General features: G+C 70.0%; 17 protein-coding genes. 15 read left to right on the top strand and 2 right to left on the bottom strand.

Features of this window, described 5'->3' with window-relative positions:
* Positions 1-111 precede the first annotated feature (111 nt).
* The 6 genes from ACWGH1_RS18710 (at position 112) to ACWGH1_RS18685 (ending at position 6,170) form a co-directional block, all read left to right on the top strand.
* Positions 112-1,338, top strand: a complete 1,227-nt coding sequence (locus ACWGH1_RS18710; RefSeq protein ID WP_453353249.1) for a hypothetical protein — start codon at positions 112-114, stop codon at positions 1,336-1,338.
* A gap of 66 nt (positions 1,339-1,404) precedes the next feature.
* Positions 1,405-2,046 carry a TlpA family protein disulfide reductase gene (locus ACWGH1_RS18705; protein WP_453353248.1) on the top strand — a complete coding sequence of 214 codons (642 nt, stop codon included), beginning with the start codon at positions 1,405-1,407 and terminating at the stop codon, positions 2,044-2,046.
* A 4-nt stretch (positions 2,047-2,050) separates the two neighbouring features.
* Positions 2,051-2,830 carry a cytochrome c biogenesis CcdA family protein gene (locus ACWGH1_RS18700; RefSeq protein WP_453353247.1) on the top strand — a complete coding sequence of 260 codons (780 nt, stop codon included), beginning with the start codon at positions 2,051-2,053 and terminating at the stop codon, positions 2,828-2,830.
* A gap of 13 nt (positions 2,831-2,843) precedes the next feature.
* The gene (gene resB, locus ACWGH1_RS18695) at positions 2,844-4,571 is read left to right on the top strand and encodes a cytochrome c biogenesis protein ResB (protein WP_453353246.1); all 1,728 of its coding nucleotides are present in this window, start codon (positions 2,844-2,846) and stop codon (positions 4,569-4,571) included.
* On the top strand, positions 4,568-5,647 hold the full coding sequence (ccsB, locus tag ACWGH1_RS18690) for a c-type cytochrome biogenesis protein CcsB (RefSeq protein ID WP_453353245.1): 1,080 nt from the start codon (positions 4,568-4,570) through the stop codon (positions 5,645-5,647). Before resB ends, ccsB begins: the two co-directional genes overlap by 4 nt.
* Before the next feature lie 25 nt (positions 5,648-5,672).
* Positions 5,673-6,170, top strand: coding sequence for a hypothetical protein (locus ACWGH1_RS18685; protein ID WP_453353244.1), 498 nt, complete (start codon positions 5,673-5,675; stop codon positions 6,168-6,170).
* Between the two features lie 16 nt (positions 6,171-6,186).
* Here the strand turns inward: ACWGH1_RS18685 and ACWGH1_RS18680 are convergent, their stop codons facing one another.
* A complete protein-coding gene (locus tag ACWGH1_RS18680) occupies positions 6,187-6,483 on the bottom strand; it encodes a PLD nuclease N-terminal domain-containing protein (protein ID WP_453353243.1) in 297 nt (98 codons plus the stop codon).
* Between the two features lie 90 nt (positions 6,484-6,573).
* Here ACWGH1_RS18680 and ACWGH1_RS18675 point away from each other — a divergent pair, with 90 nt between their 5' ends.
* The 4 genes from ACWGH1_RS18675 to ACWGH1_RS18660 all read left to right on the top strand — a co-directional run bounded on the left by ACWGH1_RS18675 (position 6,574) and on the right by ACWGH1_RS18660 (position 10,361).
* A complete protein-coding gene (locus ACWGH1_RS18675; RefSeq protein ID WP_453353242.1) occupies positions 6,574-8,031 on the top strand; it encodes a menaquinone biosynthesis decarboxylase in 1,458 nt (485 codons plus the stop codon).
* A complete protein-coding gene (locus tag ACWGH1_RS18670) occupies positions 8,028-8,507 on the top strand; it encodes a hypothetical protein (protein WP_453353241.1) in 480 nt (159 codons plus the stop codon). The genes ACWGH1_RS18675 and ACWGH1_RS18670 overlap by 4 nt, the downstream gene beginning before the upstream one ends.
* Positions 8,504-9,427: a menaquinone biosynthesis prenyltransferase MqnP gene (gene mqnP, locus ACWGH1_RS18665; protein ID WP_453353240.1), complete on the top strand. Its 924-nt coding sequence runs from the start codon at positions 8,504-8,506 to the stop codon at positions 9,425-9,427. The genes ACWGH1_RS18670 and mqnP overlap by 4 nt, the downstream gene beginning before the upstream one ends.
* A 247-nt stretch (positions 9,428-9,674) precedes the next feature.
* The gene (locus ACWGH1_RS18660) at positions 9,675-10,361 is read left to right on the top strand and encodes a UbiX family flavin prenyltransferase (RefSeq protein ID WP_453353239.1); all 687 of its coding nucleotides are present in this window, start codon (positions 9,675-9,677) and stop codon (positions 10,359-10,361) included.
* Here ACWGH1_RS18660 and ACWGH1_RS18655 read toward each other — a convergent pair.
* Positions 10,358-10,492 carry a hypothetical protein gene (locus ACWGH1_RS18655; protein WP_268250203.1) on the bottom strand — a complete coding sequence of 45 codons (135 nt, stop codon included), beginning with the start codon at positions 10,490-10,492 and terminating at the stop codon, positions 10,358-10,360. The genes ACWGH1_RS18660 and ACWGH1_RS18655 overlap by 4 nt on opposite strands.
* Before the next feature lie 123 nt (positions 10,493-10,615).
* Between ACWGH1_RS18655 and ACWGH1_RS18650 the strand changes: the two genes are divergently transcribed.
* From ACWGH1_RS18650 to ACWGH1_RS18630, 5 genes are all read left to right on the top strand, one after another.
* Positions 10,616-11,071 (top strand): Lrp/AsnC family transcriptional regulator, encoded by a 456-nt coding sequence (locus ACWGH1_RS18650; protein ID WP_136216558.1) that lies wholly within the window; start codon positions 10,616-10,618, stop codon positions 11,069-11,071.
* Between the two features lie 108 nt (positions 11,072-11,179).
* Positions 11,180-12,343: an aminofutalosine synthase MqnE gene (gene mqnE / locus ACWGH1_RS18645; protein WP_453353238.1), complete on the top strand. Its 1,164-nt coding sequence runs from the start codon at positions 11,180-11,182 to the stop codon at positions 12,341-12,343.
* Between the two features lie 130 nt (positions 12,344-12,473).
* Positions 12,474-12,998, top strand: a complete 525-nt coding sequence (locus ACWGH1_RS18640) for an N-acetyltransferase family protein (RefSeq protein ID WP_453357147.1) — start codon at positions 12,474-12,476, stop codon at positions 12,996-12,998.
* Between the two features lie 107 nt (positions 12,999-13,105).
* Positions 13,106-13,414 (top strand): DUF4229 domain-containing protein, encoded by a 309-nt coding sequence (locus ACWGH1_RS18635; protein ID WP_453357146.1) that lies wholly within the window; start codon positions 13,106-13,108, stop codon positions 13,412-13,414.
* 442 nt (positions 13,415-13,856) lie between these two features.
* The gene (locus ACWGH1_RS18630; protein WP_453357145.1) at positions 13,857-15,179 is read left to right on the top strand and encodes a dicarboxylate/amino acid:cation symporter; all 1,323 of its coding nucleotides are present in this window, start codon (positions 13,857-13,859) and stop codon (positions 15,177-15,179) included.
* Positions 15,180-15,191: the final 12 nt, after the last annotated feature.

The raw sequence follows: 15,191 nt of genomic DNA, 5'->3' as shown, positions 1-15,191 counted from the left end.
CGGCCTGGGATGGGCCAAGGATTGGCCTATTTTCGTACAAGTCGCTCCGGGGGGCCGTGTCGCTCTCCCGCTCCCCGTGAATGTCCGCTTGTATGACATTTCATGAGCGATGTGCGCGACTTCAGCCGAAGGGCGTTGCTCGGCCTCGGACTTGGCGCCGCGGCGGCCGGCCTCGCCGGGTGCGGCGGCGGCGCGCCCGGCCCGGGCAGCCCCGGCCCCGCGAACCCCCGGGGCGGCACCGGGGGCGGCGCGTCCCCCGTCAAGCCGATCGGCGACGGTTCCACCGCCGACACCGGCCCGCAGCCGCACCAGCCGGCCGCGCCCGTCCCGCTCCAGCCGGGCGAGACCCCGCCCCAGTTCGTGGTGTTCAGCTGGGACGGCGCCGGCGAGGTGGGCAACGGCCTCTTCCCGCGCTTCCTCAAGGTCGCCAAGGACCACGGCGCGGCCATGACCTTCTTCCTCTCCGGCCTCTACCTGCTGCCCGAGTCCAAGCGGGACCTCTACCGGCCGCCCGGCAACCCCGTCGGCGCCTCCGACATCGGCTACCTCAGCGACGAGCACATCCGCGCCACCCTCACCCACGTGCGCCAGGCGTGGCTGGACGGCCACGAGGTGGGCACCCACTTCAACGGCCACTTCTGCACCGGCTCCGGCTCCGTCGCCCACTGGAGCCAGGAGGACTGGCGGAGCGAGATCGACCAGGCCGTGTCGTTCGTCACCAACTGGCGGACGAACACCGGTTTCGCCGACCTCGAACCGCTGCCCTTCGACTACGGCAAGGAACTGGTCGGCGCCCGCACCCCCTGCCTGCTCGGCCAGGACAACCTGCTGCCCACCGCCCGCAAGCTCGGCTGGCGCTACGACGCCTCCTCGCCCGGCGGCGACCAGCGGTGGCCGCAGAAGCGGGAGGGCATGTGGGACCTGCCCCTCCAGTCGATGCCCTTCCCCGGGCACTCCTTCGAGGTGCTGTCGATGGACTACAACATCCTCGCCAACCAGTCCGTCAACACCACCCGGGGCGTTCCCGGCAATTACCCGTTCTGGCGCACCCAGGCCACCGGCGCCTACCTGAGCGGCTTCAAGCGGGCGTACGAGACGAACCGCGCGCCCCTGTTCATCGGAAATCATTTCGAAGAGTGGAACGGCGGGATCTACATGGACGCCGTCGAGGAAGCCCTCAAGGGCATGTCGGACAAAAGGGACGTACGGCTCGTATCCTTCCGGCAGTTCGCGGACTGGCTCGACGTCCAGGACCCGCGCCTCCTCGCCAAGCTGCGCGCCCTCACCCCCGGCCAGGAGCCGGCCGGTGGCTGGCGCACGTATCTCTCCCTCAGCTGACCAGCGGCTTAACACACGCCCGGGGGGCGCGGAAGATCCGCAAATCGGTCATGCGAAACTTTTCACATGAGCCTTAGCCGCGCGCTTGCCCGCCGAAGTAGCCGCCGCTCGACCAGCGGCCGCGTCAGCCTGCTGACCGCGGTGACCCTCGCGAGCGCCCTCACCCTTACGGCGTGCGGGGATTCGGCCAGCAGCAAGCCCTCCGGCTCGGCCGGCGGCAACTACGTCGCGGGCTCCGGCGGCATCTCCACCGTCGCCAAGGGCGAGCGCACCCAGGCGCCCAAGCTCGACGGCGAGACGGTCGACGGCAAGACGCTCGACACGACCACCCTCAAGGGCAAGGTCGTCGTCCTCAACGTCTGGGGCTCCTGGTGCCCGCCGTGCCGGGCCGAGGCCCCGTACTTCGCGAAGGTGTCGAAGGAGCTGGCCGACGGCGGCAAGGACGTCGCCTTCGTCGGCCTGAACATCCGCGACAACAGCAAGCAGAACGCCACCGCCTTCGAAGAGAACTTCGGGATCACCTACCCGAGCCTCTACGACCCCGACGGCCGGCTGATCCTGCGCTTCCCCAAGGGCACGCTGAACCCGCAGTCGATCCCCTCCACGGTCGTCCTCGACAAGGAGGGCAAGATCGCCGCCCGCACGCTGGTCGCGCTCAACGAGAGCCGGCTGCGTTCGATGATCGACCCGCTGCTCGCGGAGAAGTGACCCCGTGGGCACCGAGCTCCACCTCCTCGCCGCCGAGGCGACCGGCGTGAACACCACCGTCCTCAACGGGGCGCTGCTGCTCGCGCTGCCGCTCTCCCTGCTGGCCGGCCTGGTCTCCTTCTTCTCGCCCTGCGTGCTGCCGCTGGTCCCGGGCTACCTCTCGTACGTGACCGGCGTCGGCGGCGCCGACCTCGCCGAGGCCCGGCGCGGCCGGATGCTGGCCGGCGCGAGCCTGTTCGTCCTCGGCTTCACGGCGGTCTTCGTCTCGACGGGCGCGCTGTTCGGCTACTTCGGCGACACGCTCGCGGAGAACAAGGACGTCATAGCCCGCGTCCTCGGCGGCCTGGTGATCCTGCTCGGCCTGTTCTTCATGGGGGCGATCCCCGGTCTGACGATGCGCGAGTTCCGCTTCCACAAGAAGCCGGCCGCCGGTCTGATCGGCGCGCCCCTGCTCGGCGTACTCTTCGGCGTCGGGTGGACCCCCTGCATGGGGCCCACCCTCGCCGCCGTCAACACGCTCTCCATCGATCAGGCGACCGCGGGCCGCGGCGCCCTGCTGACCACGGTGTTCTGCCTCGGCCTCGGCGTGCCGTTCATCCTCACGGCGCTCGCGTTCCGCAAGGCGCTCGGCGCGTTCGGCTGGGTGAAGCGGCACTACGCGTGGGTGATGCGGATCGGCGGCGGCATGCTGATCGTCACCGGACTGCTGCTCGTCACAGGTTGGTGGGGCACGCTCATCAGCGACATGCAGAGCTGGACCAACGGCTTCACGGTGGGGATCTGAGGACTACACGGACATGAGTACGACCGACAAGGCGTCCCCCGAGGCGTCCCAGCAGACCGACGCCTCCCGGAAGACCGACGCGTCCCAGCAGACGGACGACGCCGCCGCCCGGGCGCAGCTGTCCACCGCCCCCCTGGAGGACGCCCCCGGCGGCCCCGTGGGCATCGGCCTGACCGGCTGGCTGCGCTGGTTCTGGCGCCAGCTCACCTCCATGCGGGTGGCGCTGATCCTGCTGTTCCTGCTCTCCCTCGCCTCCATCCCCGGCTCGCTCATCCCGCAGACCCAGGTCGACGCGATGAAGGTCGCCACCTGGAAGCGGGAGCACGCCTCCTGGGTGACCGTCGCCGAGAAGCTCCAGCTCTTCGACGTCTACAGCTCGGTGTGGTTCTCCGCGATCTACCTGCTGCTGTTCATCTCGCTGATCGGCTGCATCCTGCCCCGCTCCTGGCAGTTCGTCGGCCAGCTCCGCGGCCGCCCGCCCGGCGCCCCGAGGCGGCTGGACCGGCTGCCCGCGTACACGACGTGGCGTACGGAGAAGCCCGCCGACGAGGTCATCGCGGCGGCGGGGAAGGTGCTCGGCGGCAGCCGCTTCCGCACCGAGACGGCCGGCAGTTCGGTGGCCGCCGAGAAGGGCTATCTGCGCGAGGCCGGGAACCTGGCCTTCCACATCGCCCTCATCGTCATGCTCGTGGCCTTCGCCTGGGGGCAGCTCTACAAGTCCGAGGGCGGCAAGCTCGTCCTGCGCGGCAAGGGCTTCTCCAACACGCTCACCCAGTACGACGACTTCAAGTCGGGGTCCTTCTTCACCCCCGACGACCTGCCGCCCTTCTCCTTCACCCTGGACCGGTTCGACGCCTCGTACGCCAAGACCGGCCCGCAGAAGGGCACCGCGCGCGACTTCAAGGCGTACGTGACCTTCCGCGACGGTGCGGACGGCGCACCGCACAAGCGGGAGATCGAGGTCAACAAGCCGCTGGAGGTCGACGGCTCGAAGGTCTACCTCCTCGGCCACGGCTACGCGCCGATCGTCTCGGTGACCGACCCCACCGGCAAGGTGATCTTCAAGGACGCCGTGCCGATGCTGCCGCAGGACTCCAACCTGACCTCCTCCGGCGCCGTCAAGGTCACCGACGGCTACCAGGACAAGGACGGCAAGAAGGAACAGCTCGGCTTCGGCGCCATGTTCGTGCCGACCTACGCGGGCGAGGGCAAGGGAACGATGTTCTCCCAGTTCCCCGACCTGGACTTCCCGGCGCTCATGCTCAGCGCCTGGCACGGCAGCCTCGGCGTGGACTCGGGTCTGCCGCAGAACGTCTACCAGCTCGACACGTCGAAGATGCAGATGTTCAAGGACGACTCGGGCCAGCTGTTCAAGCAGAAGATGCTGCCCGGGGAGACGATGACCCTGCCGGGCGGCGCGGGCACCGTGAAGTTCGAGGGCATCGAGCGCTGGGCCACCTTCTCGATCACCCACCAGCCCGGCAGCGGCCTCGCCCTCGCGGGCGCCGTCGCCGCCATCGGCGGCCTGGCCGCCTCCCTGTTCATCCAGCGCCGCCGGATCTGGGTCCGGGCGGTCAGGGGCGAGGACGGGGTGACCGTGGTCGAGATGGCGGCCCTGGGCCGCAGCGAGTCCACCAAGCTCCCGGAGGAGCTGGCCGCGCTCGCCGCCGTGCTCCACCAGCAGGCGCCCTCGGCGCCCGACCAACCTGTCAAGGAAACCGTTGAAGGGGAGCGCGGATGACGCCGCTCGCAGCCGAGGCCAATGAGAACCTGGCCCAGATCAGCAACTACCTGGTCTATTCGTCGATGGCGGTCTACACGCTCGCCTTCCTCGCCCACATCGCCGAGTGGATCTTCGGCAGCCGCAGCAAGGTCGGCCGTACGGCCGCCGCACTGACCGGCGCCAAGGCCGCCGCGGCCCCGGCGGTGCAGGTGCGCGCCAAGGGCGGCACCACCGTCCTGGACCGGCCGAAGGTCGTCACCCGCTCCGCTGCCGGCACCCGTGACGTCCCGGACGGCCCCGGCGCCGCGGGCGGCACCGAGCAGGGCGACCTGTACGGGCGGATCGCGGTCTCGCTGACCGCGCTCGCGTTCCTCATCGAGGCGGCCGGCGTCGTCGCGCGCGCGACGTCGGTGAAGCGGGCCCCCTGGGGCAACATGTACGAGTTCTCGCTCACCTTCTCCACGGTGGCCGTCGCCGCGTACCTGATCCTGCTGCTGCTGGGCAAGAACGTCCGCTGGATGGGTCTGATCCTGGTCACGACCGTCCTGCTGGACCTGGGCATCGCCACCACCTGGCTCTACACCGCCAGCGACCAACTGGTCCCGGCCCTGCACTCGTACTGGCTGTGGATCCACGTCTCCACCGCGATCATCTGCGGCGCGGTCTTCTACATCGGCGCGACCGGCACGCTGCTGTACCTCTTCCGCGACGGCTACGAGGCCCGGCTGGAGCGCGGCGAGCAGCCGGGCCGCTTCGTCACCTCGGTCATGGAGCGGCTGCCCTCGGCGGCCACGCTCGACAAGTTCTCGTACCGGATCAACGCGGCGTTCTTCCCGCTGTGGACCTTCACCATCATCGCGGGCGCCATCTGGGCGGGCGACGCGTGGGGCCGCTACTGGGGCTGGGACCCCAAGGAGGTCTGGTCCTTCGTGACGTGGGTCGCGTACGCCTGCTACCTGCACGCGCGGGCCACCGCGGGCTGGAAGGGCCGCAAGGCCGCCTACCTGGCGCTGTTCGCCTTCGCCTGCTGGATCTGGAACTACTACGGCGTGAACATCCTGCTCAACGGCAAGCACTCGTACGCGGGCGTCTGACCGGCGGGAGTGGGACGCTGGTGTCATGTCTCCTGTGAGCCATGGCACCAGCGAAAGCCGCGGCGAGGACCGCCGGCTGATCCGCTTCGAGCCGCACCTGCCGTACGCGTACGAGGCCCTCTGGCCCGCGTTGACCACGGCGGACGGGCTGCGCGGCTGGCTGGGCGAGGCGGAGGTCCTGGAGCGGCACCTGGACGGCGCCGTCACCCTGCGCCCGCTCGACGGCGGCCCGGCGGCATCGGGCCGGATCACGGCCTGGGACGTCGAACGGGTCGTGGAGTACACCCTCGGCGGGCTCGGCCGGATCCGCTTCCACCTGGAGCCGGTCGGCACGGACTCGACGGTGATCCGGTTCCTGAACGAACGCGAGGGCCCGGGCCCCGGCCCGCCGGAGGTCCTGGCGGACTGGCACCAGCACTTCGAACTCCTCGAAGCGGCGCTGACGGCCCCCGCCGGCTGGTCGCGCGCCCGCCGCGCCGAGCTGCGCGACTCCTACGCGCGCCCCCTCACCCGACGGCCCTGAGCGGGGGCGCCGGCGGTCAGTCCTTGTCCTTGTCCTCGTTCTTGTCGCGCTCTTCGCGCAAGGACCGCAGGAACTCCGGGTTGTCGTCGGGGGCCACCCATTCGGTGCGGCGGGAGCGGCCGCCGCCGGACGCCGTCCGGGTCCTGCCCGCGAACAGCCACACCACCGGTCCGACGATCGAGAACAGCAGGATGATCAGCACCCACACCACCTTCGGCAGGTGCTTGACCTCCTCCTCCGGCGTGTTCAGGCAGTCGATGAAGGCGTAGATGGTCAGCGCGATGATCAGCAGGAACGGCAGGTAGCGCAGCACGGTGCGGGACCGACTCCCAGGCAGTGGCGGCGGGCCCACGCGGAGCCCCGGTGACGCCCCCAGGGTAGTAGGTGACGGATACTGGGCCCCATGGCTTACGACGATCTCCGCTCGCTGCTCCGGGCTCTGGAGCGGGAGGGCGACCTCAAGCGCATCAAGGCCGAAGTCGACCCCTACTTGGAGGTCGGGGAGATCGTCGACAGAGTCAACAAGGCCGGCGGGCCCGCCCTGCTCTTCGAGAACGTCAAGGGCTCGGCCATGCCGCTCGCCATGAACGTCTTCGGGACCGACCGCCGGCTGCTCAAGGCCCTCGGTCTCAAGTCGTACGCCGAGATCAGCGACAAGATCGGCGGGCTACTCAAGCCCGAGCTGCCCCAGGGCTTCATCGGGGTGCGCGAGGCGTTCGGCAAGCTCGGCTCGATGGTGCACGTGCCGCCGAAGAAGGTGAAGGGCGACTCCGCCCCCGTCCAGGAGGTCGTCCTCACCGGCGACGACGTGGACCTCGACCGCCTCCCGGCCCTGTTCACCTGGCCCAAGGACGGCGGCTCCTTCTTCAACCTCGGTCTGACGCACACCAAGCACCCGGAGACGGGCGTGCGCAACCTCGGCCTCTACCGCCTCCAGCGCCACGACAAGCGCACCATCGGCATGCACTGGCAGATCCACAAGGACAGCCGCAACCACTACGCGGTCGCCGCCGCGCGCGGCGAGCGGCTGCCCGTCGCGATCGCCTTCGGCTGCCCGCCGGCGGTGACGTACGCGTCCACCGCGCCGCTGCCGGGGGACATCGACGAGTACCTGTTCGCCGGGTTCGTCGCGGGCAAGCGCATCGAGATGGTCGACTGCAAGACGGTCCCGCTCCAGGTGCCCGCGAACGCCGAAGTCGTCATCGAGGGCTGGCTGGAGCCGGGCGAGATGCTGCCGGAGGGGCCGTTCGGCGACCACACCGGCTTCTACACCCCGCAGGAGCCCTTCCCGGCGCTGACGATCGACTGCGTGACGATGCGCAAGCGCCCGCTGCTCCAGTCGATCGTGGTCGGCCGCCCGCCGACCGAGGACGGGCCGCTGGGGCGCGCGACGGAACGCTTCTTCCTGCCGCTGCTCAAGATCATCGTCCCGGACATCGTGGACTACCACCTTCCCGAGTCCGGCGGCTTCCACAACTGCGCGATCGTCTCGATCGACAAGAAGTACCCCAAGCACGCCCAGAAGGTCATGCACGCCATCTGGGGCGCGCACATGATGTCGCTGACCAAGCTGATCATCGTGGTGGACAAGGAATGCGACGTCCACGACCTGCACGAGGTGTCCTGGCGGGCGCTCGGCAACACGGACTACAGCCGCGACCTCACGGTCGTGGAGGGTCCCGTGGACCATCTCGACCACGCCTCCTACCAGCAGTTCTGGGGCGGCAAGGCGGGCATCGACGCGACGAAGAAGCTGCCCGAGGAGGGCTACACGCGCGACGGCGGCTGGCCCGACATGGTGGAGTCCGACCCCGCGACGGCCGCCCTGGTCGACAGCCGCTGGAAGGAGTACGGCCTGTGAGCCCGATCGGTGTGAGCGGACCCGAGCTCTTCATCGGCACCGACACGGCCTACGTGGCCTTGGTGCGACCGACGCTGGACCCGGCCGACCCGGAGGTGCGCGAGGCCGCCGAACAAGCGGGCGTCTCGGCGGAGGAGTTCGCGGGGCCCGGCAACGTCTGGGCGCTGATGTGGGAGGACGAGACCGGTGAGGGCGGCGGTTTCGAGCTGCCGGGCCTCAGGGACGCGGAGGCCGAGGACTTCGCCGGCCGCCTGCTGGCCGAGCTGTCCTTCGAGACCGGGCCGTTCATCGTCGGGGCGGGCGAAGTGCTGCGCCTCCAGGCTTACCCCGGTGCGGGCGGCGCGGACTGCCGTTTCCTGTCCACCATCACCCCGCCGGAGGGCGAGGAGCTGTCCCCGCTCACGCTGGAGATCCCGGCCGTGGACGCCGACGCGCTGCGCGCCGATCTCGAAGACTTCCGCAGGAGCCTCGCATGATGACGACAGCCGACGGGGTGGTCGGTTCCGGTCCCGCGCCGCGGGCCCCCGGCCGGGTCAAGGCGTTCCTGCGGCTGGTGATGATCGAGCACTCGGTCTTCGCGCTGCCCTTCGCCTACATCGCGGCCCTGACCGCCATGTTCCAGCTCGACGGGACGATGCACTGGGTCGAGCTGCTGCTCGTGACGGTGTGCATGGTGGGCCTGCGGACCTTCGCGATGGCCGCCAACCGGATCATCGACCGGGAGATCGACGCCCGCAATCCCCGCACCGCCGGGCGCGAACTCGTCACGGGCGCCGTGTCCGTGCGCTCCGCCTGGACCGGGGCGGGGGTGGCGCTGGCGGTGTTCCTCGGCTCGGCGGCGCTGCTGAACCCGCTGTGCCTGGCGCTCGCGCCGCTCGCCGTGATCCCGATGGTGGTGTACCCGTACGGCAAGCGGTTCACGAACTTCCCGCACGCCATCCTGGGCCTGGCCCAGGCGATGGGTCCGGTCGGGGCCTGGCTGGCGGTCACCGGTACGTGGTCCTGGGACGCGGTGATCCTGGGTCTGGCCGTCGGCGTGTGGATCGGCGGCTTCGACCTGATCTTCGGCTGCCAGGACGTGGCCGCCGACCGCGCCGAGGGCGTGAAGTCGGTGCCGGCCCGCTTCGGCATCCCGGCCGCGCTGTGGGGGGCGCGCGGCGCGCACGTCGTGACCACCGGCCTGCTGGCCTGGTACGCGGTGGCCACGCATGCCGGGGTGTTCTTCTGGGCCGGCCTGGTGATCGTCGTGGCCGCCTTCCTCTACGAGCACACGATCGTCACGCCGCACGACCTGTCCCGGCTCAACCGCGCCTTCTTCACGGTGAACGGTTTCATCGGGATCGCGCTCTTCGTCTGCGCCGTCCTGGACCTGGCCGCGCGGGGCCTGACCCTGTAGCGCGTAGTCCACGGCCTCGACCAGCCACAGCAGCGCGACCCAGCCCAGCATCAGCTTCGCGGCGGCCCCGGCCCGATCGGGCCGGCCCCATGCATCCCCGCCCTTGCCGTACGGCTCGTCCCGCCTGCCCTTCCCGCCCCGCGCGCACCTGGTTCACGGCGAACGCCCCCGTCTTTCGTGTCCACCCCTTGAACGTCCGGGCACCTTACTCCGTGCCCGCTCGCGGTGGCCGGATAGTCTCGGAGCCATGACTGACGGCAAGCGCACCCCGTGGGTGGTCGGGGTTTCCGGGGCGTCCGGGACGCCGTACGCGGCGGCGGTGCTCCGCGGGCTCCTCGCGGCGGGGGAAAGCGTCGACCTGGTGGTGAGCCGGGCCTCGCGGCTCACCCTGCTGGACGAAACCGGCATCGCGTTCCGTGACGCCCATTGGCGCGAGGACCTCGCCCAGTGGCTGGAACGCGGCGCGGACGGCAAGCCGGGCAGTTTCGCCCCGCCCACGCTGGACGGCGTACGCCACTGGGGGGCCGGGGACCTGGCCGCCGGCCCGAGCTCGGGTTCGTACCCGGTGAAGGGGATGCTGATCGTGCCCGCGTCCACGGCGTGCGTGGCGGGGGTGGCGCTGGGGCTGTCCAAGGACCTGCTCCAGCGGGTCGCGAGCGTGACGCTCAAGGAGCGGCGCCGGCTGGTGGTCGCGGTGCGGGAGACCCCGCTGAACGGGCAGACCTTGAAGCACTTGGTGGCGCTGGACGAGGCGGGCGCGGTCGTGCTGCCCGCCTCTCCGGCGTTCTACGCGGGTGCGACGCACATCCAGGACCTGGTGGACTTCGTCGCGGGGCGGGTGCTGGACGCGGCAGGCGTGCCGCACCGGCTGTACCGCAGGTGGGAGGGGGAGCTGGGAGGTTCCCGTGCTCCCCGGGAGGCGAGCGGTGCTTAGCGCTTCTTGTCGGTGCGCGGCTTGCGCATCTTGTCGACGCGGTGCGCGGCGGACGGCTGGTCGGTGCGGGATCGGTTGGCCAGCTCCTGGAGCTGTCGCATGTGCGCGTAGGCCATCTCGATCGTGTACACGGTGAACCACTCCTGAAGATCGTCTTTGATCTGTTGAATGAAATCACAGGGTGTTGACCCCTGTGTGCCTTAGATTCTATACCTAGACTCGCAGAATCGCCGAATAATGGAAGGCTCCACGTAATGGACACGGTGGACAGGCAGCTCATCCAGGCACTCCGGGAAAACGGACGTGCCTCGTACGCGGAGCTGGGCCGTCTCGTGGGCCTCTCCGGCCCCAGCGTCACCGACCGCATCAACCGCCTGGAGACGGCGGGCGTGATCACGGGCTACCGCGCGACCGTGGACGCGGCCTCGCTCGGCCTCGGCGTCACCGCGCTGATCGGTATCTCCCTCTCCGACGCCGCGGACCACGAGGACGTGGCCCGCCGGCTGCGCGACCTCGCCGAAATCGAGGACTGCTGGTTCATCGCGGGCGACGACTCCTTCATGCTGAAGGTGCGCGCCAGCGACGTGGACGGCCTGGAGAAGATCATCCGAAAGCTCTCCGGCACGAAGGGCGTCTCGCGCACCCGCACCACGATCGTGCTCTCCACCAAGTGGGAGAACCGGGTCGGGGAACTGCCCGAAGAGGGCTGAGAGTACGGTGGGTGGCGGTTGCGGCCGCCCGGACACGGGTCGGCGCGGCGACCGCGCAGGGCACGGGCAGTGCAGGACAGATCAGGACAGACAGAAGAGAGGACCGGCATGGACGCTGGGCTCAAGCGTGAGCTGGAGGAGAAGGTCCGTTCCGGCGAGCGGCTGACCCGTGAGGACGGCATCGCCCTCTACGAGTCCGACGACCTGGCCTGGCTCGGCGGCCTCGCCCACGAGGTGCGCACGCGCAAGAACGGTGACGTCGTCCACTTCAACGTCAACCGCCACCTCAACATGACCAACGTGTGCACCGCGTCCTGCGCGTACTGCTCGTTCCAGCGCAAGCCGGGCGAGAAGGACGCGTACACGATGCGCATCGAGGAAGCCGTCCGCCTGGCCAAGGCCATGGAGAACGAGAGCCTCACCGAGCTGCACATCGTCAACGGCCTGCACCCGACCCTGCCGTGGCGCTACTACCCGCGCTCGCTCTCCGCGCTCAAGGAGGCGCTGCCGAACGTCTCGCTGAAGGCGTTCACGGCCACCGAGATCCACCACTTCGAGACGATCTCCGGCATGTCGGCCTCCGACATCCTGGACGAGCTGATCGAGGCCGGCCTGGAGTCGCTGACCGGCGGCGGCGCCGAGATCTTCGACTGGGAGGTCCGCCAGCACATCGTGGACCACCGCACCCACTGGGAAGACTGGTCGCGCATCCACCGCCTGGCGCACTCGAAGGGCCTCAAGACCCCCTCGACCATGCTCTACGGGCACATCGAGGAGCCGCGCCACCGCGTGGACCACGTACTGCGGCTGCGCGAGCTCCAGGACGAGACCGGCGGCTTCCAGGTCTTCATCCCGCTGCGCTACCAGCACGACTTCGTGGACATGCAGGACGGCAAGGTCCGCAACAAGCTCCAGGCGCGCACGACGATGGCGACGGGCGCCGAGGCGCTCAAGACCTTCGCGGTCTCGCGCCTGCTGTTCGACAACGTGCCGCACGTGAAGGTCTTCTGGGTGATGCACGGCGTGCAGACCGCCCAGCTGGCGCTTCAGCACGGCGCGGACGACATGGACGGCTCGGTCGTCGAGTACAAGATCACGCACGACGCAGACAACTACGGCACCCCGAACAAGCTGGGCCGGGACGACCTCCTGGAGCTCATCCGGGAAGCCGGCTTCCGTCCGGTCGAGCGCAACACGCGCTACGAGATCATCCGCGAGTACCCCGGCCCGGACGCCGACCTGCGCGAGTCGCCGCAGGCGATGCGCGTCTGACGCGCACGAGGGTTGTACGGAGGTGGCGAGCCCCGGTCCTGGTGGACCGGGGCTCGCGCCGCTCCCGGGCGCCGCAAGAGGCGCCGAAAAAGCATTGCCGGGCCCGTTTGGTAATAGATATTCTTGGGATATGACCCTTACTTTCACGTTGGACCCCGTCGTCGACCCGGCCCTGCGCGACGGACTCCTCGAACTCTGGACCGACGTCAGCAACGCGGGCGGCGCGGTCGGCTTCGTCCCGCCGGTCACCACCGACGACGTGCGGCCCTCGCTGGTCAAGCACCTGGTGGCGATGGTGGAGGGCAACCACCGCCTGATCGTGGGCCGGGACGGGACCGGCGAGGTCGTCGCCGCCGCCGTCCTCGCCCTGAACCCGCACCGGCTGATGCGGCACTGGGTGACGGCCTACACCGTCATGATCGCCCCCGGTCTCCAGGGGCGGGGCGCGGGCCGCGCGCTGATGGCGGCCGTCGCCGACGCCGCCCGGTCCCTGGACGGCATCGAGGCGATCCGTCTGACCTGCCGCGGCGGCCTGGGCCTGGAGCACTTCTACGCGGCCTGCGGCTACAAGGAGGTCGGCCGCGTCCCCGACGCCATCCGCGTGGCCCCCGGCGACGACCGCGACGACATCACGATGCTGCTCCCGCTGCACTGACGGCGGGCGCGCGGGGCCGCCGACCCCGGCGGACCGGAGCCCGGCCGCGGCGTGCTTCACTGGACGGGCACGTGCCGCCGTACGAAGACGAGAGAGAAGGGGTCACCGTGTCCCTCAAGCCGAGCGCGACGATCCGCTACACCGCGATGCGCCTGGGCATCTTCGTCGGGTGCCTGGTGCTCGTCGCCGTATTCGTCAACCTGGGCTGGGTGCCCGCCGGACTGGGCGACGCGAACTTCGCCTGGATCGTGCTGCTCGCCCTGCTGATCTCCGCGCCGCTGTCCTTCGTACTCCTGCGCAAGCAGCGCGACGAGATGTCCGTGCAGATTTCCGGACGTGTCGCGGGCGCGAAGCAGAAGCTCGCCGAGAACCGCGGCCAGGAGGACGCGGCCGACGACGCCGCCCGCGCCGCGTAGCGCGCCGCTCCGGGCAGCTGCCCGGTTACCTTCCTCACACTCCGAACCGCCCCAGTCACGGGAACACCACCCGTAACGCTGGGGCGTTCGTGCGTTCCGGCGCGACCATGGCTCAAAGGGCGCCTTTGAGATTCTCAAAGGAGAAGTGTTAGCGTGTTCAACATGTTGACCACAGTTGCGCACCAGATGACCGCGAGCGTTCCGCTCGTGGCGCGCCTGCACGTCGACCTCTGCCGCCGCGTGTCCGCGGCCTGTTGCTGTTGTCGCTGACGACACAGCAGCGGTCCCGGCCGGCCCGGCGCTTTCCGGGTGCTGCCGCACCGTGTCACCACCGCGTCGTCAACACCGCCCCCGTCACCGCCGCAGGAACCTTCCGTCCGTTCCCGCGCGTCCCCGTTCGCCACGTTTTCACGCGTCGTCCCGTACGCGTCACCCCCGGAGAGTGTCCGTGTCCGCCACCCCCCAGGCCCCGGCCCCGGCCGCCAAGGCCTCGTTCAAGTTCCCGTTCTGGGCCCAGATCGTCACCGGTCTCGCGCTCGGCGTGCTGCTCGGCTGGCTCGCCAAGAGCCAGGACATCAGCTGGCTGGGCACCACGCTGGAGCAGATCGGCGACATCTTCATCCAGCTGCTCAAGCTGGCCGTCGCCCCGCTCGTCTTCTTCGCGATCCTGGTGTCGATCACCAACCTGCGGAAGGTGAACAACGCCGCGCGGCTCGCCTCCCGCACCCTGCTGTGGTTCATGATCACCTCGCTGATCGCGGTCGGCATCGGCCTCGCCATCGGCCTGCTGACCAACCCGGGCGCCGGCACCGGCCTCACCCCGCAGGACGGCAAGCTGCCCAAGCACCACGGCTCGTGGCTCGACTTCCTGACCGGCATCGTGCCGAAGGACATCGTCACGCCGTTCACGGAGCTGAACGTCCTCCAGATCGTCTTCCTGGCCGCCGTCGCCGGTATCGCAGCCCTCCAGCTCGGCACCAAGGCGCAGCCGGTGCTCACCCTCGCCGAGTCCGTCCTGGAGCTGCTCCAGAAGGCCCTGTGGTGGGTCATCCGGCTCGCGCCCATCGGCACCGTCGGCCTCATCGGCACCGCCATCGCCACCTACGGCTGGGACCTGATCGGCAAGTACGCCACCTTCACCGCGGACGTCTACGTCGGCTCCGCCCTCGTGATGTTCGGCGTGTACCCGCTGCTCCTCGCGACGGTCGCCAAGGTCAACCCGCTCCAGTTCTTCAAGGGCGCCTGGCCGGCCATCCAGCTGGCCTTCGTCTCCCGCTCCTCGGTCGGCACCATGCCGGTCACCCAGAAGGTCACCGAGCGCCTCGGCGTCCCGAAGGAGTACGCCTCCTTCGCCGTCCCGTTCGGCGCCACGACCAAGATGGACGGCTGCGCCGCGATCTACCCGGCGCTGGCGGCGATCTTCATCGCGCAGATCTTCGACGTCCAGCTGGGCATCAAGGAGTACCTGCTCATCGCCTTCGTGTCGGTGGTCGGCTCCGCCGCCACGGCGGGTCTGACGGGCGCCACGGTCATGCTGACGCTGACCCTCTCCACGCTGGGCCTGCCGCTGGAGGGCGTCGGCCTGCTGATGGCGATCGACCCGATCCTGGACATGATGCGCACCGCCACCAACGTGGCCGGCCAGGCCGTGGTCCCGGTCATCGTCTCGGCCCGCGAGGGGATCCTGGACAAGAAGGCCTACGCGGCCGCCTCGTCCTCCCCCCTGGAGGAGCCGGCCCGCACCCCGGTGGCCGTCGCAGCCTGACGCCCGTACGCA

The organism is Streptomyces sp. NPDC054883 (assembly GCF_053610645.1).
Note: the sequence above shows the minus strand (reverse complement) of the source record. Positions and strands in the feature narration are given on the sequence as shown.

Coding starts and splice junctions, on each gene's coding strand:
- ccsB (WP_453353245.1), top strand. CDS start 4,568: ATGACGCCGCTCGCAGCCGAGGCCAATGAGAACCTGGCCCAGATCAGC.
- ACWGH1_RS18675 (WP_453353242.1), top strand. CDS start 6,574: ATGGCTTACGACGATCTCCGCTCGCTGCTCCGGGCTCTGGAGCGGGAG.
- ACWGH1_RS18650 (WP_136216558.1), top strand. CDS start 10,616: ATGGACACGGTGGACAGGCAGCTCATCCAGGCACTCCGGGAAAACGGA.
- mqnE (WP_453353238.1), top strand. CDS start 11,180: ATGGACGCTGGGCTCAAGCGTGAGCTGGAGGAGAAGGTCCGTTCCGGC.
- resB (WP_453353246.1), top strand. CDS start 2,844: ATGAGTACGACCGACAAGGCGTCCCCCGAGGCGTCCCAGCAGACCGAC.
- mqnP (WP_453353240.1), top strand. CDS start 8,504: ATGATGACGACAGCCGACGGGGTGGTCGGTTCCGGTCCCGCGCCGCGG.
- ACWGH1_RS18660 (WP_453353239.1), top strand. CDS start 9,675: ATGACTGACGGCAAGCGCACCCCGTGGGTGGTCGGGGTTTCCGGGGCG.
- ACWGH1_RS18705 (WP_453353248.1), top strand. CDS start 1,405: ATGAGCCTTAGCCGCGCGCTTGCCCGCCGAAGTAGCCGCCGCTCGACC.
- ACWGH1_RS18685 (WP_453353244.1), top strand. CDS start 5,673: ATGTCTCCTGTGAGCCATGGCACCAGCGAAAGCCGCGGCGAGGACCGC.
- ACWGH1_RS18640 (WP_453357147.1), top strand. CDS start 12,474: ATGACCCTTACTTTCACGTTGGACCCCGTCGTCGACCCGGCCCTGCGC.